Source organism: Corynebacterium sp. 22-2729, assembly GCF_053479475.1.
Window position 1 is genome coordinate 18,677 of record NZ_JBRBCA010000003.1, and the last position, 21,488, is coordinate 40,164.

Below are 21,488 nucleotides of genomic sequence, written 5' to 3' on the forward strand. Positions count from 1 at the left end.
AAACTTCCAGCATGGGATTCACGCATCAAATGCACGTAGTTGCACCAACTTCAGGCGGGCTGTGGTTGTGGGTGGAGCGTGTCGAGGGGCATGGGGTGGTAATGGATATTGACGAGCTGGAAATGGGGGATCTACCAGCGGTTTGTATGGATATTCTGGGGATGCACCCCTGGCGTAATCGGGGAGGAATCTGGCTTTCTACGCCACGGGGAAGGGTGAAGGAATTGCCGGTACCCGCGGTAGCTTTGACCCCCGAAGAATCGGTCGCTCTAATGGGGCAGTTATGTGAATATGCGCATAAAAATGCAATCGAAGAAACTGCCTCTAAGGTCGGACTGATTGATGGGTTTGCCCCGGAGCTTAAATTCCTTATGAAACTCTGTGCTTTCGTTGAAGAAGCAGTGCTTGCCGGGCGTGTGATGATGCGCATGGAGCGCGTAGACGATCAGTGGTTCCCACGCTGGACTCTTTCGCCCGCCGGTGATCACATGCGTGTGTTGCAGCAGTTCCGCGAACGCGTGCCCGGGGTGTTGACGCGCAACGGGGGAGAAGATGTGGTGGAGCGCCTGGCCGATGAGTTCGCCCACTGGATTGCCGTGGCACATTTGCGCCGCGAGCCCATGGAGTTCACGTCGGATTTCGTGCGCGCCCTCGCTACGGGAACGGCAACTCGAAGAGGTGGAGCCAGCACCGTAGCCAGCCTGGGACAGTGGCGGCGGGAAGCGGAGGCGGAGGCTGGACAATTGCTGTTCTTGTTGTCGACCCCCTCCGAAGTGGAACAAACCGACGAGCAAAAGGGTGCGGGTGAGGACGATGTGACCGTAGCACCGTCGTGGTGGTTGCAAATAGCCCATTCGATGAATGGTGGCCCTGCTGAGCCAATCAACCCTGCCACTGTGGGCGAAGAGTTAAAAGTAAGGATCATCCGCGGTCTCAATCGTGCCGGAGATGTATGGCCGGATTTCGAACCGCATCTGCGCAGTCTCCTGGCATGGCTCAACATGGGCGCGAATCCGCAGGGGCGGAGATGGTGGCGTCCAGAAGAGCTGCCGAGCGAACAGCCGACCTTGGGGACGAGTCTGGAGATCTCCGAGCTGGCAAGCTTCCTGGAGCACGGGGCGGCGGCGCTGCGTAAGGCTGGGTTCGGGGTGATGATTCCACGCGGGTGGGGCAAAGTGCGACCGCGGGTCAAGGCTAAAGCCACGCCGGTTGGCCAGGGGCCGGGTGCTGGCAAGCTAGGCATGGATCAGCTGATGAATTTCTCGTGGGAGGTCAGCCTGGGTAACGCTGATGGCGCTGACGGTGCCGGCGAGGGGCTCGACGAGGCGACGCGCCAAGAGCTGCTGAACGCGGCTGAGGCGATTGTGCGCATCAACGGCGAGTACGTATTCCTAGATCAGGAATCCCTCTTGGCTGCGCGCAAGTGGTTTGCACAGGTTACGAAACAGCAGGATAAAAAGGAAAAAGCTGTTGGAGATGTCACTGTGAGCGTGCGTGACATCCTAGAAGCCGATCTGCTGAGCGCCGCTGAGATAGTGGATGCTGACCACGAGTTTCGCGTGGAAGCCGACGGATGGGTCGCAAGGCTGCTGGACGGTGAAGCGCAGTTGGATCCGCCTGAGCTCGTAGACGTGCCTGCCGCTGTAAAGACCACACTGCGCGATCATCAACGACGGGGCTTGAACTGGTTGGCTTGGATGCACCGCCACCGCATCGGCGCGATTCTGGCCGATGATATGGGCTTGGGAAAGACTCTGCAGGTGCTGGCACTACTGGCATGGGAGCGCGAGGCTGGCGATTGTGAAGGCCCCACCTTAGTCGTGGCACCCACCACAGTTGTGGAAGCCTGGCGTGCGGAGGCTGCATTGCATGTGCCGGATCTGGAGGTCTTAGTCGATCACGGTTCGGGGTTGTTGGACGATAAAGAATTTGGTGACGCCACAATCCAAGGGCTGGAAAGCGGAATGAAGCGACCGGATCTGGTGGTGACAACTTACGGTCGAGTGGCGCGCAATACCGCCCGATACCAGCAGGTTCAGTGGGGCAGAGTGGTAGCCGACGAGGCACAATCGATCAAGAACCCGGCGACAAAACAGTCCCGGGCAGTGCGCTCCCTTCCAGCGGCCACGCATATTGCGCTAACGGGTACACCGGTGGAGAACCGGTTGAGTGATCTGTACGCGATCATGGATTTCGCGAATCCCGGAATCTTCGGATCCGCAGCGGCATTTCAAAATCGCCTGGCTATACCCATCGAGCGCTATGGAGATGACGAAGCGAAGCGCAGGCTGCGAGCCTTGGTTCAGCCGTTTATCTTGCGTCGGTTGAAGGACGATGCGGCGATTGGGCTGGATTTGCCGGAGAAGCAAGACATTGTGGAGCGCGTTCCCCTTTCCAGGGAGCAGGCTGCGCTATACGAGTCGTTCATTAAGGATATGGAGATGCGCCTGCAGCTACCCGGTGGCAAACGGCGCGCGAATATCCTGGGGGCGCTGGTGAAGATCAAACAGATTTGTAACCATCCGGCACACTACGCAGGCGACGGGTCGGGGATCCTGGCCGAGGGGAAACATCGCTCGGCGAAGATCGAGCGCATCTTTGAAATCACCGAAAATGCCCTAGAAGAAGGCAAAAAGGTGCTGATGTTTACGCAGTTCCCGACCTTTGGAAAGGTGCTTGCACCAGAGCTGGAGGCCACCTTTGGCGTGGAGGCACCCGTGCTGCACGGCGGGCTGTCGCGCACACAGCGCACGCGGATGGTTCACGATTTCCAGAGTGCGGACGGACCGCCGATTATGATCCTTTCGGTGCGGGCGGGCGGCACCGGCATCACGCTGACTGAGGCGTCGGTGGTGATCCATATCGATCGCTGGTGGAACCCAGCCGTTGAGGATCAGGCCACCGACCGTGCCTACCGAATTGGACAGAACAAGTCCGTGGAGGTTTATAAGCTCGTGGTACAGGGCACCATCGACGAGAGAATCCACGACATTATTATGAGCAAACGCGAGCTGGCGGGCGATATCGTCGGCGCAGGCGAGGGCTGGATCGCCAATCTTGGCGATGCCGAGCTGAGCGAACTGCTTCAGCTGCGCGAGTCCACCCAGCTGGAGGAAAACGATGGTTAGCAAACCACCGAGAAGGCGCTCACGCACAGACGCGACATGGGGCGAAAATGTGGTGCTCGCCGATTTTGGGGCTAGACGACGACAGGAAATGGACCGGCTGCGGGATGCCCATGGCACGCATATACGTGGGGAAGATAGCTGGGCAAGCTCGCAGTTAATGGAGGCCGTATCGAAAGCTACGGACTCGGGGCGCTTGGCGCGTGGCCGGGAATACTTCCGGGGCGGCAAGGTACTGAGCGTGGAGTTTGCCGAGAACGTGGTTGCCGGCCTTGTTGACGGTTCTCAGCTGGAGCCTTTTGAAACTTCGATTCACCTGCGCAAACTCACGGATCGGCAGCGTGACTTTGTATACGATGAGATGCTTTCCGATAGCTCGCATATTCGTTCCATCCTGGGCGGTGGCGCGCCGGGTATGGATGTGGCTTCAGTGCTATTGCATCCCGGGCATGTCAATCGGGTGAGCTGTACGTGCCCGGATAAGTCCGCGATCTGCAAGCATGTGGTGGCATTGGCTTATTCTGCTGCGGAGCGACTGGAAAAGGACCCCAGTATTCTGCTGCGATGGCGGGGGCTGAATGCGCAGGAGCTGCTGCGCCCGGTACAGGGCTGGAGCAACGGGGGTGTGGGGGCGTCGCCACGAAAGCAGCCTCAGGCGCGCAATGCCGGAACGGTGCGGGAACAACAGTCAGAACAGGTGGACTCGGCAGAGTTTTGGGGCACCGCGGCAGAGCCGGTCGATTGGGAGCCGTTGAGTTGGGAATCCGGGTTGGAACAGGGGGACCAGAAGGCGCTGAATGAGGCTATGCGTTCGGTCGCGTGGCATGCGGTGGATCAGCTCAAAGCGACGCATGAGCTGGAAGTTTGTTTTGAAACCCTCGAGAAATCCGAACCTATGTTCTATTATAAAACTAGGTTGTCCGACGGGACTGATAAAACTACGGGCGAGGCAAGTGGCAGAGCGACGGATCACGCAGCGGAACGAGCAAACGGCGAAATAGATCGCGATAAAAGCGACGAGATCGGGAAGAACAGGTAGCGGAAGATATGGCACAACCAATGACGGCAATGTCCGCGCACCGAGCGCGGATTATGCACACGTCGGACTGGCAACTGGGGATGCAGAGGCATTACTTAAGTGCTGAGGCACAGTCGCGTTTTGATGAATCGCGGCTATCTACGATTGAGAAGCTGCTAGAGCTCGCACAGGAAAAGGAATGCGACGCAGTAGTGGTAGCAGGCGATGTTTTTGACAATAACTTGCTGAAACCAGAAATCTACGGTCGAGCCATCGACGTGTTGAAAGGCTCAGCGGTACCCGTTTTTCTACTGCCAGGTAACCACGATCCGCTGGACGCGGCGAGCGTGTACCACAGGGAGGAATTCGACGAGTTGACGAACGTTTTCGTCCTCAAGGACACGCAGCCAATTGCGGTGCCGAACTCCGACGGAGCCCACGAGGGGAATGTGACCTTAGAAATCGTGGGAGCGCCGCTGCGGGGGAAAAGCGCAGAACAGGATCTGGTTGCAGCCGCTCTGAGCGGGCTAGAGCCGATAGAGGGGGCAGGTATTCGAGTATTGGTCGGGCATGGTGGGGTGAGCTCTTTTGGTGAAAAAGACGATCTCGACTGCATCGACGTGGACAATGCAGCCCAGGCCTGCCGTGATCGCAAAGTGGATTATGTGGCGCTAGGAGATACGCACTCGACGATGCCGCTAGATGCAGACGGCACCCAGGCACGAGTGTGGTACTCCGGTGCGCACGAGGCCACGGCTTTCGTTGATAAGGACGGCCGAGGTGAATCGAACTCTGGCAACGTGCTGGTGGTGGACATTGCAGTGGATCCGGCGCGCCCCGAGCAGCAGGCACAGGTGCAGGTTGAAGAGATTCCGGTGGGAGGGTGGACGTTGAGGGCTGTGGCCGCGACAGTGAACTCAACGGAGGATATTGATGAATTCCTGGGGCGGTTGGAAGCTATCGAGGCCAAGCGCACCACCGTTATCAAATACTCGCTGGAGGGGATGCTATCCGTTCACGATGCTGCTTACTTGGATGAACGAGTAGCCAAACTTAAGCCGACCTTCGCAGCTCTATATGAACGCGATCGGTTAATGGATGTGCACGTTATTCCCGATGAGGATGAGCTATCTGAAGGGCTGCTGGGTCAGGGCTTTATTGGTGAGGCAGCACATGAACTCAAGGCAATAGCCGAAATCAAGAGTAAGGATCCAGAGCAGGTGCGGAAATCCCAGTGTGCACAGGATGCACTGCGCTTGCTGGTGCGGCTGGCCAAGCACGCGGAGAAGGGCAACTAGGGGAGAGGAACGGTTTAGGAAGATGACAACTTCTAACCAGGCCAGCTTTGTCTTGGAAAGCCTGGAAGTCTACAACTTTGCAGGTATCAGCTCTGCCCATTTCACTCCTAAAGCGACGGGAGTGACCGTTGTTTACGGCAGTAACGAGGCCGGCAAATCCAGTTTGATGAATGCCTTTGGGTTGCTGCTTTCCGATTGGAAGGTTTCGACAGGTTCCAGGAAGGTTAGTGTCTTTTTCCCCGTAGGTGGAGGCTCAAAACCGAAAATCACCGCCCGCATGCGCCTTGGCGAGTACCAGGTGGAGTACACCAAGGACTTCGAGAAAAAGAAAACGAAGCTGGATGTGCTGCGCCCTTCCGTACGTAACTACGACGGTGACGCTGCGATGGAAAAGTTCAACGCACTACTAAACGAGAACATAGATTCTGCGCTGCGCGAGGCACTGTTCGTCAGTCAGGGCGAACGCTTGGATGCCCTAGATTTCACTGCAATTCCCGCCCTTTCTTCAGCTCTTCGAACTGCCGGTGATCGCGCTGTGGAGGAAGGGAGTGAGGCTCATGACGCCACAGTAGGCGCCGTTGGTGGCATCCGTGAAGACGATCAGGGAGCAGCAGAGAGACTGGTTCGCCTGATCGACGAAGAGGACAGGAAGTTACGGGATCGGCGAAGCAACCGAAACTCCAGGGGAGAACTGGCGAAGGCCGAGGCGGAACTTGCTAGTGCGGAAGAAGCTCTGGCAACTGCGGAGAGTGATTACAACAACGCTCAAGGGACAATTCGCAACATTGAATCCCTGCAGACCCAGCGGGCGGAGGCGGAGGCCGACCTACCGGATGCACAGAAGGAGTACGACGAGTGCGTCCAGCGGCTGGAAGCCGCGAAGAAGGTTGCGGAGACTCTCCGCACCTTGGAAAACGAGTTGGATCTGAAACACGATCAGGTCGGGCGTTGGGACGACGCCTTCGAAGCTCGGGAAAATCTGAAGTCAGCGCTGGAGAAGCAGGAGCAGTCACTGAAGACGGCGACCGAGGAACTTGGCGGCGTCCAAAAGAAAGCCGACGAACAACAGGCTGAGCGCAATGAAGCCCAGAAGGCCTTCGATAGTGCCCATGTTGCCTATGCATTGGCGGATAAGCGTGCCAAGCTGGCTGCTGCGCTGAAGAAAGAAGCGGAGGTGCAGGAGCAGCTGGATGGCGCTGCAGAGGAACGCGATGATGCCATCGAGCTGGACTCCAAGGTCACGGAGCTGGCACAGAAGGTAGATCGCGACCCCGCAACGCCCAAGGCGGAGCAGAGGATTCGTGAAGCGATCTCGGATCTAGAAGCACAGATCAAGATTCGCGATGTCGGAGCGACTGCCGTGCACATTACCGGGCCGATCGGAGGCACGGTCGTGGATGATGGGGTGGAAAGGGTACTGGGGGACGGTGGTCTGGAAAAGAAAGTCACCACCGAATGGACGGTGGGGCTGGGTGAATACCAAGTATGTGTGACTCCAGCGCAGGATTCCAGCAACCTCGACTTGAAGGTCACCGAGGCGCTACAGAAGGTCAATGCGGAGCTTTCATCAGTTGGGCGCGAGCACATCGATCTGGAGGACTCCCGCGCTGAAGTTTTGGAGGAATTCGGACGCGCTGTGCGAGCACGTAACGAGGAGGAGGAGAACCTGCGTGACCTGCGAGCCAGTCTCAAGGCCACTCTTGGCAAGCGCTCGATGTCTGACCTCAACAGTCTGGTAAGTAGCCTTACTGCCGAACTGGAAGACCTATGGAAGAACTGCGGTAGCTTGCGAAGTGACGCCAATGCGGAGCCTGATGGGACTATCGACGATGCGGAAGCCACCGCTGCCTTGGAGGTAGCGACCCGGGATCGCGATGCGGCCAGTGAGCGGCTACTTTCACTGCAAAACAGTGACGCAATCGAGCGGAAAATCCAACATGAGGCGAAGGTTGAGAGCCTGCAGCAGCAGTTGGATGCGACATCGAAGAATCTGGAGGCGGCTCGTCAACGTCACTCCGATGAAGACCTACGCACGAAACGAACGCAGGCAATTGCGGCCGTGGAAGTGGCGCGCTCGGAATTGGAATCAAAGCGCCGAGAAGTGGGAGAGCTTGGGGACGTTACGGATGCGCAGGCAAGCCTCGACGGGGCACAAAGCCGGCTGAATATGCTCAGTCAGCAAATGCAGGAATGCCGTGTGAATATCGCTGCAATGAATGCGAAGCTTGGACAGGCTCGGGGCTCTGCAGATACGAAGGAGCGAGCAGAAACGGAGGTGAAGCGCCTTAAGGGTGTGGTTACTAGATTGCGCAGGCAAGCGGATGCTGCGGAGCTGTTGCACGAGGTGGTTCAGGCATCGCGGAAGCGGATGCAGGAGAAGTACTCCGAGCCTTATCGAAAGGCTCTGAATAAGCTTTCTGGGATGGTCTTCGGCAGCGATGTGGATCTGGATGTGGACGAGAAGTTCCAAGTTTCAAGCCGCGCAATCGGCAGTGTGCGTCTGGACAAAGAACAGCTCTCTGGAGGTGCACAGGAGCAGGTGGAGATTCTGCAGCTCCTCGCGATTGCCCGGCTGGTGGGTCACGATGGCAGCGGTGTGCCGATCTTCCTGGACGACGTTCTGGGGTTCAGCGATACTGATCGGTCGAAGAGTATGAACAAGGTGCTCGGTGCGCTGGGTAGGGACAATCAGATCATCGTGCTGACTTGTGACGAGGATCGATTCTCGCGGATTCCAAACGTGAATTTTCAGAGTATCGAGAGCGTAAAGAACTCAGGATCGGGAGCTTCTGAAGCTTAATTCTCTCAGTAGCCTTCCTCGTACCCGTAGTCGTAGTCCTGTGCGTCGCTATAGCCATCGTTGTAGCCCTCGTAATAGGAATCGCCTGGGGCGGGAGCCGGCTCGGCGGGACGAGCGGCCATCATTTTGTTGGCACAGGTCTGAGTCCAACCTGACGTCCCATCGGTAAAGAATGTTGTGCCAGTTTCGTGAAGTGAGGGATCGCCACAGGATGCGATTGTCTTGTTCATTACTGAAGGGGCAGCCTGACCTGGAGCTTCAGTGTGCCCAATGACAGCCTCACCGTTCGTGGTCGTCTTTTGCTGTGGACCGCCCGGAGTGGGGGTGGGGGATTTAGCTTCTGAGCTCTTCGTTTTGGACGTACTTGTCGTGGTTTCTGGGGACGCAGTTACGGTAGTGGTCTGCACATCCCCTGAGTCATCCCCGCCGGAACCACAACCACACAGGGCAAGGACGGATGTTAAAACCAGAGCGAAAGTACTCGCGCGGCGCATGGTCGATCTCCTTGAGAAATAAAAAGAATTTTCTTAAGAATACCCAGCATGCGGATCATCGTGGCCATATCCTCGCCGGAGTTAAAGCCATGACGCTGCCCCGGTTAAAGCGGAAAACGTAACTTCCTCCACTAGGGCAATCCAAAAGCAAAAGCCTCGGAACAAAATCAAAAGCGATGTCCCGAGGCTTTACAACGTGCCCTCGGCGAGATTCGAACTCACGACCCCTGGTACCGGAAACCAGTGCTCTATCCCCTGAGCTACGAAGGCGTCGTATTGGCGGTTCACTTTAAGTTCACGTCAATACGGGTTGAAAGTCTAGCACTGCAATAGGGCAGTAGTTTAATCACCTCCACCACTGCGTGAGCGGCTCGACTCCACTGCTAGTGTTTAATGCTGTGACTCCTGCTGAATTGTCTGAACTGATTACCGAAACTGCCCGCACGACCCTGGATGCCCACGGCCTGGATTCTTCCGTGGTGCCGGAAGGCGCTACCGTGGAACGCCCACGCAACCCGGAGCACGGCGACTACGCAACGAACATCGCTATGCAGGTCGCCAAAAAGGCCGGTACGAACCCTCGTGAGCTCGGTACTTGGCTCGCGGAATCCCTCGCCGGCCACGACGGTATCGACGAGGCCACCGTTGCAGGCCCAGGCTTTATCAACATTCGCCTGGCCGCTGCTGCACAAGGCAAGATTGTCGAGCAGATCCTCGCTAGCGGTGCAGATTTCGGCCACGGCGATGAGTTCGCCGGAACCGCCATCAACCTTGAATTCGTCTCTGCAAACCCAACTGGCCCCATCCACCTGGGTGGCACACGTTGGGCCGCCGTGGGCGATGCGCTGGGACGAGTGCTAACCGCCCGCGGCGCGAAAGTTACCCGCGAGTACTACTTCAACGACCACGGCGCACAGATCGACCGCTTTGCCCGCTCCCTGCTGGCCGCCGCCAAGGGCGAACCTACCCCGGAAGACGGATACGGCGGCGACTACATTCAGGACATTGCCTCGCAGATCGTGGAGAAAAACCCCGACTGGCAGCAGCTCAGCGCAGAGGACGCACAGGAGCTATTCCGCTCCCAGGGCGTGGACCTGATGTTTGCCCATATCAAGCGCACCCTGGCGGAGTTCGGTACGGAGTTCGACGTGTACTTCCACGAAAACTCCCTGTTCGAGTCCGGCGCCGTCGAAGCGGCGATCCAGAAGATCAAGGACAACGGCAACCTTTATGAAGCCGACGGTGCCTGGTGGCTGCGCTCCACCAACTTCGGCGACGACAAGGACCGCGTGGTCATCAAGTCCGACGGCAACGCGGCCTACATCGCCGGTGATATCGCTTACGTGGCCGACAAGTTCGACCGTGGCCATAATCTATGCATCTACATGCTCGGCGCCGACCACCACGGTTATATCGCCCGTCTCCGCGCAGCAGCTGCCGCCATGGGCTACGACCCGGAGCAGGTCGAGGTGCTCATCGGTCAGCTGGTAAACCTCGTCAAGGATGGAAAGGCAGTGCGTATGTCGAAGCGCGCTGGCACTGTCATCACCTTGGACGACCTTGTGGAGGCCATCGGCGTGGATGCCGCCCGCTATGCGCTGATCCGCAGCTCCGTCGATTCTTCCTTGGATATCGATATGGATCTGTGGGCTTCGCAGTCCAACGACAACCCGGTGTTCTACGTCCAGTATGCACACGCTCGCCTGTGCTCCCTGGGACGCAAGGCAGCGGATCTCGGCGTCACCCGTGAAGGCGCCGATCTAGCCCTACTAACGCATGACCGCGAGGGCGACCTCATCCGTACCTTGGGTGAGTTCCCGGCCGTCGTGAAGACCGCTGCGGAGCTGCGCGAACCCCACCGTGTGGCCCGCTACGCGGAGGCGCTGGCCGGAGCATTCCACCGCTTCTACGACGCTTGCCAGATCTTGCCGAAACCCAGCGACGACGAGCAGACCGTTGCAGAGAACAAGGCGTTGTTCGCCGCTCGCCTCTCCCTGGCCTCTGCGGCTCGCCAGACTCTCGCCAACGCGCTGGAGCTGCTCGGTGTGTCTGCCCCGGAGCGCATGTAGACCAGAGCGCACTGAGGACGGCTGCCTCCTTTTTGACGCCCTCACGTCAGCACCCAACACACACTCAACTCACCTAGGAGAATCCTTTGGATCCGGAGACTCACCTGAACTCCACACGACTGCGCCGTCGCATCGCCAACACCGCGGAGTTCAACGCGATCCCAGCGCACGTCTACCCGCAGACCCTTCGCCGCGAGACGGCGGGGGAGCGGGCAGGCGAGGTCACCATCGGTGGCGTGCCGATCACCGATATCGCGGAAACCTTCGGTACTCCGGCTTTCGTGATGGACGAGGAAGACTTCCGCACCCGCTGTCGCCGCTTGGCCAAGGCATTCGGCGGAGGGCGCTTCGTCCACTACGCGTCCAAGGCGTTCCTGTCGAAGATGGTCGCCCGCTGGGTGATGGATGAGGGGCTGTCCCTCGACGTCGCCTCTTTAGGCGAGCTCCAGGTGGCACTGGCTGCGGGCTTCCCAGCTGAACGCATCACTGTCCACGGCAACAACAAGTCCCCGGAGTTTCTGCGACTGGCGGTTTCCGAAGGTGCGGAGCTGATCGTCGTAGACTCGCTACAAGAAATTGAGTCTTTGTCCGCCGTTGCAGGCGAACTGGGCAAGGCCCAGGACGTACTAGTACGCGTAACTCCGGGTGTGCACGTCGATACCCACGAGTTCATCGCCACTAGTCACGAGGATCAGAAGTTCGGGTTCTCTCTTGCCTCCGGCGCGGCTCACCATGCGGCCATGGCCTGCCATACCGCCGACGGCGTGCGCCTGCGCGGCCTGCACTGCCATGTAGGCTCTCAGGTTTTTGAAGCCGCTGGTTTCGCTCTGGCCGCCGAGCGCCTTTTGGGGCTGTGGAAGCAGCTTTTGGATTCCATTAAGACCTTGCACGACGATCATGCTGTCGACCCGTCGCGCGGTGTGGGGGTCGTGGGGTCGGACGCCCCTACGGTGCTGGATACCCTCGATCTCGGTGGTGGCTACGGTATCGCCTATATGCCGGATCATGAGGCTCTCGACGTTGAAGAGGTGGCGTCCGAGCTTAAGAGCAAGGTGTGCGAAGCGGCGAAGTCGGCCGGTGTGCCCGAACCGACCCTTAACGTGGAGCCGGGACGCGCGATCGCCGGACCGTCGATGATTACCCTTTACCGCGTGGGTACGGTGAAGGATGTTGAGGTGGCGGACGGGATTTCCCGTCGTTATATCTCCGTCGACGGTGGCATGAGCGATAACATCCGTCCGGCCCTGTACCAGGCCGAATATGATTGCCGCGTGGCGAACCGGGAGGTCGCGGGGGAGTTGTTGCCGACGCGTATCGTGGGCTCTCACTGTGAATCCGGTGATGTGTTGGTCAATGACGCTTTGGTGCCAGAGGACGTGCGCCCCGGTGACCTGCTGATGATTGGTGCAACGGGAGCCTATTGTTATGCGATGGCCTCCCGCTACAACATGATGACCCGGCCTCCGGTGGTACGGGTTGCAGACGGTGAAGCGCGTTTGATGATTCGTCGCGAAACCATTGATGACGTGCTGTCTTTGGAGGAGTAGACCCCCTCTAAGAGAGGTAAAATAGGGGTAATGGACAGCTTTGTCTAGTCGCGCGGTAGATTGGTGCGATAACCTAAGGAAAATTACCGACAGAACTCGACTGAGACCCCACAAAGGAGCGACATGACCGAGCAGAAATTCAAGCCAGGCAAGGGAATTGGCGAGACCGTTGGTGTGGCTCTGCTGGGCATGGGCACCGTCGGCGCCGAGGTACTACGTCTCTTGGAGGAGCGCGCTGATGAGTTCGCCGAACGCATTGGTGGAAAGCTGGAAGTACGTGGCATCGCTGTCAGCGACCTAGCCAAGCCGCGCCCGGGTGTAGATCCGGAAAAGCTAACCGATGATGCACTCTCCCTCGTTGACCGTGAGGACATCGATCTCGTCATCGAGGTAATCGGCGGCATTGAATATCCGCGCAAGGTAGTGCTAGCAGCGCTGCGCGCTGGTAAGTCCGTGGTTACCGCAAACAAAGCTCTCATCGCCGCTCACGCCGATGAGCTCTCTGCCGCCGCAGACGAGTCCGGTGTGGATCTGTTCTTTGAAGCTGCCGTCGCCGCGGCCATCCCGGTGGTCGGCCCGCTGCGCCGCTCCCTGGCTGGCGACAAGGTTAACCAGGTCATGGGCATCGTCAACGGCACCACCAACTTCATCTTGGACGCAATGTACAGCCGCGGTGCCAGCTACGACGAGATGCTGGCGGAAGCCACGGAGCTGGGATATGCGGAAGCCGACCCGACTGCAGATGTCGACGGCTTCGATGCCGCCAGCAAGGCCGCTATCCTGGCTTCCCTGGCGTTCCACACCCGCGTCTCCGGTGAGGACGTGCATACGGAAGGTATCCGCAACATCACCGTTGCCGACATCGAAGCCGCAAAGGCTGCGAACTCCACCATCAAACTACTCGCCATCTGTGAGCGCCTCGTGGACGATCAAAACCAGGAATCTGTTTCCGCGCGCGTGTACCCCGCGCTTATCCCCATTTCGCACCCACTGTCCAGCGTTGCTGAGTCCTACAACGCAGTCTTCGTCGAGGCCGAGTCCGCTGGACGACTGATGTTCTACGGCAACGGTGCCGGCGGTGGTCCGACTGCCTCGGCTGTATTGGGTGACGTTGTGGCCGTGGCCCGCAACATCGTGCTCGGCGGTCGCGGCCCAGGGGAGTCCACCTATGCCTCCCTGCCCATCGCTGATTTCGGTGAAGTTCGCACCCGTTACCACGTTGATATGCAGGTCGATGATCGTCTGGGTGTGCTGGCTGAGGTGGCCTCCGTGTTCTCGGACAAGGGCGTATCGCTGAAGACGGTGCGTCAAGAAGGACTCAACAATGGTGCGCGCCTCGTTGTGATCACCCACAGCGCAAAGGAGCGCGACCTGGAGGAGACCGTTGCCAAGCTGAAGAAACTGGAGGCGGTCAAGGCCATCGATTCTGTTATTCGCATGGAAGGCTAACCACAAGTCTGAAGCGCTAGCCCCTAGCGCTAACCCCAAACGCAGTGTCAAAAACCAAAGGTGTGCTTGCGCACGCCTTTGTGGCACTACAGTGGCAATAAAGTAGAGCTTCTAAAAGTAGCAACAACTGGGAAGAGACGACAGGGAACTCATGACTAACAAGGTTCTGAACCATTGGACCGGCCTGATCAACATGTATCGCGATCGGATGCCTTTCGCGAAGGACTGGGAGCCGGTGACCCTCAACGAAGGCGGCACCCCGCTACTGCGGGCGAACCACCTGTCGGAACTGACCGGCTGTGAAGTGTACCTGAAGATCGAAGGCGCCAACCCAACGGGTTCTTTCAAGGATCGTGGCATGACCGTTGCCGTGACCGATGCTTATCACAAGGGGCAGAAGGTCCTGATGTGCGCCTCGACAGGCAACACTTCCGCCTCCGCAGCCGCATACGCTGCCCGCGCTGGCCTCAAGTCCGCCGTGCTGATCCCCGAGGGCAAGATTGCCCAGGGCAAGCTGGCACAGGCCGTGATGCACGGCGCGCAGATCATCCAGATCCGCGGAAACTTCGATGATTGCCTGGAGCTAGTTCGCAAGACGACCACCGAGTTCCCAGAGATCGCTCTGGTCAACTCTGTGAACCCGATGCGCATCGAGGGACAGAAGACCGCCTCGTTTGAAATCGTCGATTGCCTTGGTGACGCCCCCGATGTCCACTTCCTGCCGGTCGGCAATGCAGGCAACATCACCGCATATTGGAAGGGCTACACCGAGTATGCCGAGGACGGCGTTTCCACCCAACGCCCCGTGATGAAGGGCGTACAGGCCGCAGGAGCCGCCCCGCTGGTGAAGGGCGAGCCAGTGCTGGAGCCGGAGACGATCGCAACCGCGATCCGCATCGGTAACCCGGCTTCCTGGCAGCAAGCAGTAGCAGCCAAGGAAGAATCGGGCGGCGATTTCCGCGCCCAGACCGATGAGCAGATTCTCGAGGCATATCGCCTGATCGCAGGCCGTGAGGGCATTTTCGTTGAGCCGGCTTCCGCTTCGTCCGTAGCGGGACTGTTGGACGCACATGCCAATGGTGAATTGACTGCTGGCCAGCGCATCGTGTGTACCGTCACCGGCCATGGCCTGAAGGATCCGACGACTGCTCTGTCCCAGATGCCGGATCCCACCGTCACCGACGTAGATCCGCATGCCGTTGCAGATGCGCTGGGGCTGAAGTAATGGGCGTCGAAATCCCGGTTGGCCGCAAGGCCACCGTTAAGGTTCCCGCCTCTACCGCGAATCTGGGGCCAGGCTTTGACACGCTGGGCTTAGCTCTTGGGCTATACGACTATGTGACCGCCGAGGTCATTGAGTCCGGCCTGGTCGTTGAGGTTACCGGCGAAGGCGAAGGCGAGGTGCCTTTAGATGAGCGCCACCTGGTCGTTCGTGCGCTCAGGGCGGCATTGAAGGAAGCGGACGTAACGGTTCCGGGGCTACGTGTGAGCTGCACTAACTCCATCCCACAGTCTCGCGGCTTGGGCTCCTCAGCTGCTGCCGCTACAGCTGGTGTGGCCGCAGCCAACGGTTTGGCTGGCTTTACCCTGGACGACAAAGCGCAGGTGCAGATCGCTTCGACTTTTGAAGGGCACCCCGATAACGCGGGTGCTTCCGTGCTGGGTGCCGGTGTCGTCTCGTGGACGAATACTCCCATCGACGGGGTTTCTGCGCCGGAGTATCACGCCCGCCGAATCGACGTACACCCGGATATCAAGGCCACTGCGTTCATCCCGGATTTCCATGCGTCGACGGAGGCGATTCGTCGCGTCCTGCCGTCCGATATCAGCCACGTGGATGCTCGCTTCAATGTTTCTCGCACTGCAGTTATGACGGTCGCGCTGCGCGACGATCCGGAATTGCTGTGGGAGGGCACCCGTGACCGTATGCATCAGACGTACCGCGCTGAAGTGCTACCAGTGACCGCAGAGTGGGTGAACCGCCTGCGAAACCTGGGGTACCCGGCATTTCTTTCCGGTGCAGGCCCGACGATTCTGGTGCTCAGTACCGAGCGGGTGGATAACGCACTTGTGGAGGAAGCTCGGGGGCGTGGAATGAAGGTTCTAGAGCTAGATGTCGCCGGCCCAGTTGAGGTGGACGTTACCGGCTAGTCATTAGCCGGCGCCGGGGCGAGGGCAGTCTGCTTCTTCTCGCTACGGCTCTTTTGCACGACGCCAAACAGCGCCGGAACGATGGAGAACGCAACGAGACCGAGGAAGATGGCCTCAATGTTGTTCCGCACGAACTCCACGCCGCCAAGCAGGGATCCCAGGTAGACGATGCCGCTGGCCCACAGCACACCGCCGATGATGTTGAAGACAATGAACGTCCGGTAGCGCATACCCGACATTCCGGCCACCAACGGGGCATAGGTTCGCACAAAGGGGACAAAGCGGCACAGGATGATTGTGATCGAACCGTACTTGGCGAAGAATTCCTCGGAGCGGTGTAGGTGCTCCTGCTTAAAGAAGCGTCCATCCTTGCGCTTGCGCAGTGCGGGGTGGAAGCGGTGGCCGATCCAATAGCCCACCTGATCACCTAAAATTGCTGCAATTGGGGTGATAAGCAGCACCTGCCAAAGTGGTGCAAAACCATCGGGCTGGCTGGCCAGCAACCCAGCGGTGAAAAGCAGAGAATCGCCCGGCAGGAATGGGAAAAACAAGCCGGATTCGATGAAGATAATCACAAAAATAGCGGGCAGGATTGCCGCGCCGAAGGGGCCAGAACCCGATAGCAAGTGCATCGGGTCGAGCCACTGTGGCCCTAGAGCCATCACAGTTACATCGGTCATGCAAAGAGACGCTACTCTATTTTTATCTGCAATAGTTAAAGGCGAGCTGTGAGGTTTATGCTCCGCCTAAATCGTGATGACGTCGAACTTCCCTTCGCGGAAGTGGCGGCGCAAATCTTTTTTGTCGAACTTATCCACGCTGGTTTTATCGATGTGCTCAACAAAGGTCCAGTTCTCCGGCACCATCCAACCTGGAACACGTTGTCGCAGTTCGTCGGCTAGCTCTTGAGCAGTGTCAACGCTCCAGGGGGTGCCGTCGGCCAGTACCACCACTGCCAGCGGACGCTGCCCCCACTTTTCGGAGGGGATGCCAATGATCGCCGCCTCGATTACAGCGGCCGGTTCCATAAGGTAGGTTTCGAGTGCCGCAGAGTAGATCCACTCACCACCGGAACGGATGATGTCGGCTTTGCGGTCGTGGATCGTCAGGTAACCATCCTTGTTTACCGTGGCGATGTCTCCGGTGCGGAGCCAGCCATCGGGAGTGAAACGAGGACTATCGTCCTCATAGTAGGATCCCGTCACGGTGTTGCCGCGCACCTGAAGCTCGCCGGAGTTACGGTCATGGGCTTCGAGCTCGTTGCCGTCATCGTCGACGATGCGATAGCGCATACCTGCATGGAAGCGACCCTGGCTTTCGCGATATTTGGCACGTGCGGCGCCGGCTACGCCTGCCGGAGGGTGGGCGACCGTGCCCACAGGGCCTGTTTCGGTCATGCCCCAGGCGTGGACGATGTCCACACCGAAGCGTTCCTCCCATGCGTCGATGAGAGCCGGGGGAACCTGCGACCCACCGACGTAGATCTCCTGCAGACTCATCTTCTTCGGCTGGTGTTTGGTGTAGTGCACCAGCAGGCCAGTCCAAACGGCGGGGGAACCGTGTGCCTGGCGTGGCATCGCGTCTTCAACAACGTGCGCGATGTGCTCCGGGTCGGCACGATGGCCGGTAAACACAATGGGGGCGCCTGCCATAAACGCAGCCAGCGGCACACCCCAGCTGAGCACATGGTAGATCGGTACGCCGCACAGGAAACTGGTGCCGTTGCGGATACTGAAGCTATCGGCGGCGCGCAGTTGCATCGAATGCAGCCATAGTGCTCGGTGGGAGTACACCACACCTTTCGGCGGGCCTTCAGTGCCGGTGGAGAAGCAGATCGCCGCGGGGTCGGTCTCTTCGATAGCTGGCCAGTCGAAGTCGGCGCTGCGTCCGTCCAAGGTGGCTTCCAGATTGAGGACGCGCAGATGGCGTTCGTTGCGCAGACCCAGTTCCTCTATGAGTTGTTGCACCGTAGTAGTAGGGGCTTGGTCGGCGCCGATGACAAGTACAGCTTCCACACAAGGGCAGTCTGCGAGGATGGGCACGATCTGTTCGCTGCAAGTGACGTCGATCACCAGGACGCGTGGAGCGGATTTATTGATGATGCTCGTGATCTGGCTGCCCATAAGGTGCCGGTTAATGGGGCTAAAAACCGCTCCCATAGACGCGACCGACAGCATGATCTCAAGATGTTCGGTGCAATTGGGCAGGACGGTTCCCACACGCTCGCCTTGCTGGATGCCAAATTCGTCACGGAACATGTTGGCCATGGCAGCGGCGCGGATGCCGATATGCAGGAAGCTGGTTTGTTCCGCAGTTTCATCAAAATACGTGGTCACAGACGTATTTCGGTGAACACTGGCGCCGTACTCCAGAATCCTGGCTACGGAAAGCGGGATCTCCTGCATTGTCGACTTCATGCGTTTCAGCCTAGCTGTTAGGTGCAGGGCGTGGGGGAGGTGCTATTGTAAGCAACGGAAGCCGGATGCGAGGCTCGTTTTCTCCACTTTTCTTTCTTTACGACGCCACCCCGCGCTACACCCGCCGCCAGTCACATTTTGGGACTTTGAGGTGGCAATCTTTCTAGAAGATTCCCGCAATCTTTGGGTTAAATTTAAAACTGTTGTCGAACACGCATGTCTGGCCGATCCTGGGGCTTCGCAGGCTTTTGAAGGGTCATGGAAAGCATCAGACGTGAAAGGACTTTTGTGAGCCTGTCCGATATTTTGGCTCGTGGCCAAGCCAATGGCCTCGCCTCGTTGAAGTTGCCGGAGCTGCGCCAGGTCGCGGCGGCACAGGGGCTGAAGGGTACCTCTGGTCTCCGCAAGGGCGATCTCATTGCCGCTATTGAATCCGCTGGCAGCGGTGGGGGAGCTGCGTCAGCATCTCGACCGACGAAGGTGCGCGAGCCCAAGGAAGAGCCGGTTGTGGAGGCGTCGGAGGGGCGTCACAAAGAAGACAACCAGGCCAACGAGAACGCCGAAGAGAAAACTAAGCAGAACGATCAGCAAAGTGATCAGCAGGGTTCGGAGCAGCGCGAAGCTCGTTCCCGCGACCGTGACGGTGGGCGCGACGGTGGCCGTGAGGACAATCGCGGAAACCGCCGTAATCGCCGTAACCGCCGTAATCGCCGTAACCGTGGGCGGGATAACAACCGCAACGGTGATAACCGAGATAACCGGGATAACCGTGATAGCCGCGATAACGGTGGCGACGGTAACGGCAATAACAATGGGAACGGCGGCAACAACCGTGAGCAGAAGCCGGAAGAGCTGACGCCGGTCGCCGGCATCCTCGATTTCGTTGATGCTAATACTGCCTTTATCCGCACCACCGGCTACCACGCAGGCTCGACCGACGTGTACGTGCCGATTAACACGGTGCGCAAGTACGGAATGCGTCACGGTGATGCGATTACCGGCACTATTCGTCCGAAGAACAACAACAATAACGGTGGCGGCCGCGGTCGAAACCGTCAGAAGTACACGCCGATCTACCAGGTGGAGACCGTTAACGGACTCACCCCGGAGCAGGCGGCGGCACGCCCGCACTTCGCGAAGCTCACTCCGCTGTATCCAAACCAGCGACTGCGCTTGGAGGCCGACCCGAAGATCCTGACGACTCGCGTGATTGACCTGATCATGCCGATCGGTAAGGGCCAGCGTGCATTGATCGTGTCCCCACCGAAGGCTGGTAAGACGACGATCCTGCAGGACATCGCGAACGCGATCTCTACAAACAACCCCGAGTGCTACCTGATGGTTGTGCTGGTCGATGAACGTCCCGAGGAAGTCACGGACATGCAGCGATCCGTCAAGGGCGAGGTCATCGCCTCGACGTTCGACCGCCCGCCGGGAGAGCACACCAACGTTGCGGAGCTAGCTGTTGAGCGCGCAAAGCGTCTCGTCGAGCAGGGCAAGGACGTTGTTCTTTTGCTGGATTCCATCACCCGTTTGGGTCGTGCGTACAACAACTCTTCGCCAGCTTCCGGACGCATCCTGTCCGGTGGTGTGGATTCCAATGCACTGTACCCACCGAAGCGCTTCCTGGGAGCGGCTCGAAACATCGAAAACGGCGGTTCCCTGACCATCATTGCCACGGCAATGGTGGAGACCGGCTCTGCTGGCGACACGGTGATCTTCGAGGAATTCAAGGGCACCGGCAATGCCGAGCTAAAGCTGGACCGCAAGATCGCCGAGCGTCGAGTTTTCCCGGCTGTGGACGTCAACCCGTCGGGTACCCGCAAGGACCAGTTGCTGCTCAGCCCGGAGGAGGCGCGCATTATGCACAAGCTGCGCCGCATTCTTTCGGCGCTGGACCCGCAAGCAGCCATCGACCTGCTGATCAAGCAGCTGCGTAAGAACAAGACCAACCGGGAGTTCATGCTGCAGGTTGCTAGCTCCGCGCCTCTGGCGGGCGAGGACGAGGAGGATTAAACCATGAGCCAATCACCATCAGTCATCGATGACATCCTGGCTGAGTACCAGGGGCTAGAGATGCAGCTGGGCGACCCCGAGCTGCACAACGATCCGGCGGCAGCTCGCAAGGTAGGCAAGCGTTTCTCCGAGCTGCAGCCGATCATCCAGACGCACCAAAAGCTCGAACAGGCACGAGAAGATCATGAAGCAGCCTCCGAGATGGCGTCCGAGGATAAGGAATTCGCGGAGGAAGCTAAGCGCCTGGAACAGGAAATCGGACAGCTGGAGGAACAGCTGACTGACCTGCTGGCGCCGCGTGACCCGCACGATGGCGACGACATCGTCATGGAAATCAAGTCCGGTGCCGGCGGCGAAGAGGCCGCACTATTCGCCGGTGAGCTTGCGCGTATGTACCAGCGCTACGCAGAGCGCCATGGCTTTAGCACCGAGATTCTTGGACTCAATGAGACCGACCTGGGTGGTGTGAAGGATATGACCTTGTCGATCCGCTCCAAGCAGCCGTCCCGCGACGGTGCCTGGTCCGAGTTCAAGTTCGAAGGCGGCGTGCACCGCGTGCAGCGTATCCCCGTCACAGAGTCGCAGGGTCGCATTCAGACCTCCGCTGCGGGCGTGCTGGTATACCCGGAACCCGACGAGGTGGAGGACGTGGAGATCGACGAGAAGGACATCCGCGTAGACGTCTACCGCTCCTCCGGTAAGGGCGGCCAGGGCGTGAACACCACGGACTCCGCCGTGCGTATCACCCACCTGCCGACCAATATTGTGGTGACCTGTCAGAAGGAACGCTCTCAGATCCAGAACCGCGCTCGTGCGATGCAGGTGCTTGCTGCGCGTCTGCAGCAGATGAGGGAAGAAGAAGCTGAGGCAGAGGCAGCTGAGGGTCGCGCTGCACAGATCCGCACTATGGATCGTTCCGAGCGCATCCGCACCTATAACTTCCCAGAGTCGCGCGTGTCCGATCACCGGATTGGCTACAAAGCCAACAACCTGGACGCCGTTTTGGGCGGAGACCTGGAAGCACTGTTTGCGGCTTTGAAGGAAGCCGACCGCGCACGCCGCCTCGAGGCGGAAGACTAGCTTCCGTCCTCAGCGCAGGTAGCT

14 protein-coding genes and 1 tRNA gene are annotated in these 21,488 nt (G+C 59.0%); 11 read left to right on the forward strand and 4 right to left on the reverse strand.

Annotated features, from left to right (window positions below; all coding sequences use genetic code 11):
• Positions 1-11: 11 nt before the first annotated feature.
• The 4 genes from ACUY2T_RS02795 (at position 12) to ACUY2T_RS02810 (ending at position 8,241) form a co-directional block, all read left to right on the forward strand.
• Entirely contained in the window at positions 12-3,128 is a 3,117-nt protein-coding gene (locus ACUY2T_RS02795; RefSeq protein ID WP_448307493.1) for a DEAD/DEAH box helicase, read from the forward strand.
• Between the two features lie 157 nt (positions 3,129-3,285).
• Positions 3,286-4,164, forward strand: coding sequence for an SWIM zinc finger family protein (locus ACUY2T_RS02800; protein WP_448307494.1), 879 nt, complete (start codon positions 3,286-3,288; stop codon positions 4,162-4,164).
• Positions 4,165-4,172: 8 nt separating this feature from the next.
• Positions 4,173-5,441: a metallophosphoesterase family protein gene (locus tag ACUY2T_RS02805; protein WP_448307495.1), complete on the forward strand. Its 1,269-nt coding sequence runs from the start codon at positions 4,173-4,175 to the stop codon at positions 5,439-5,441.
• Positions 5,442-5,463: 22 nt separating this feature from the next.
• Positions 5,464-8,241, forward strand: coding sequence for an AAA family ATPase (locus ACUY2T_RS02810; RefSeq protein WP_448307496.1), 2,778 nt, complete (start codon positions 5,464-5,466; stop codon positions 8,239-8,241).
• A gap of 5 nt (positions 8,242-8,246) precedes the next feature.
• Here the strand turns inward: ACUY2T_RS02810 and ACUY2T_RS02815 are convergent, their stop codons facing one another.
• Entirely contained in the window at positions 8,247-8,735 is a 489-nt protein-coding gene (locus tag ACUY2T_RS02815; protein ID WP_448307497.1) for a hypothetical protein, read from the reverse strand.
• A gap of 197 nt (positions 8,736-8,932) precedes the next feature.
• A tRNA-Arg gene (locus ACUY2T_RS02820) sits at positions 8,933-9,005 on the reverse strand.
• A gap of 128 nt (positions 9,006-9,133) precedes the next feature.
• On the opposite strand from ACUY2T_RS02820, the gene argS reads away from it, so the two are divergent.
• From argS to thrB, 5 genes are all read left to right on the forward strand, one after another.
• Positions 9,134-10,804, forward strand: coding sequence for an arginine--tRNA ligase (argS, locus tag ACUY2T_RS02825; protein ID WP_448307498.1), 1,671 nt, complete (start codon positions 9,134-9,136; stop codon positions 10,802-10,804).
• Positions 10,805-10,935: 131 nt separating this feature from the next.
• The gene (lysA, locus tag ACUY2T_RS02830) at positions 10,936-12,351 is read left to right on the forward strand and encodes a diaminopimelate decarboxylase (protein ID WP_448307601.1); all 1,416 of its coding nucleotides are present in this window, start codon (positions 10,936-10,938) and stop codon (positions 12,349-12,351) included.
• A gap of 123 nt (positions 12,352-12,474) precedes the next feature.
• Positions 12,475-13,800, forward strand: a complete 1,326-nt coding sequence (locus tag ACUY2T_RS02835; protein ID WP_448307499.1) for a homoserine dehydrogenase — start codon at positions 12,475-12,477, stop codon at positions 13,798-13,800.
• Positions 13,801-13,951: 151 nt separating this feature from the next.
• Positions 13,952-15,025, forward strand: coding sequence for a threonine synthase (thrC, locus tag ACUY2T_RS02840; protein ID WP_448307500.1), 1,074 nt, complete (start codon positions 13,952-13,954; stop codon positions 15,023-15,025).
• Positions 15,025-15,951: a homoserine kinase gene (gene thrB, locus ACUY2T_RS02845; RefSeq protein ID WP_293789754.1), complete on the forward strand. Its 927-nt coding sequence runs from the start codon at positions 15,025-15,027 to the stop codon at positions 15,949-15,951. Before thrC ends, thrB begins: the two co-directional genes overlap by 1 nt.
• Here the strand turns inward: thrB and ACUY2T_RS02850 are convergent.
• Together ACUY2T_RS02850 and ACUY2T_RS02855 are read right to left on the reverse strand one after the other, a co-directional pair.
• Complete coding sequence (locus ACUY2T_RS02850; protein WP_448307501.1) at positions 15,948-16,631, reverse strand: DedA family protein; 684 nt, start codon at positions 16,629-16,631, stop codon at positions 15,948-15,950. The genes thrB and ACUY2T_RS02850 overlap by 4 nt on opposite strands.
• A gap of 66 nt (positions 16,632-16,697) precedes the next feature.
• Positions 16,698-18,368, reverse strand: coding sequence for a long-chain fatty-acid--CoA ligase (locus ACUY2T_RS02855; protein ID WP_448307502.1), 1,671 nt, complete (start codon positions 18,366-18,368; stop codon positions 16,698-16,700).
• A 288-nt stretch (positions 18,369-18,656) separates the two neighbouring features.
• On the opposite strand from ACUY2T_RS02855, the gene rho reads away from it, so the two are divergent.
• Positions 18,657-20,384 carry a transcription termination factor Rho gene (gene rho / locus ACUY2T_RS02860; protein ID WP_448307503.1) on the forward strand — a complete coding sequence of 576 codons (1,728 nt, stop codon included), beginning with the start codon at positions 18,657-18,659 and terminating at the stop codon, positions 20,382-20,384.
• 3 nt (positions 20,385-20,387) lie between these two features.
• Positions 20,388-21,464, forward strand: coding sequence for a peptide chain release factor 1 (prfA, locus tag ACUY2T_RS02865; RefSeq protein WP_293789765.1), 1,077 nt, complete (start codon positions 20,388-20,390; stop codon positions 21,462-21,464).
• The last annotated feature ends 24 nt before the right edge of the window (positions 21,465-21,488 follow it).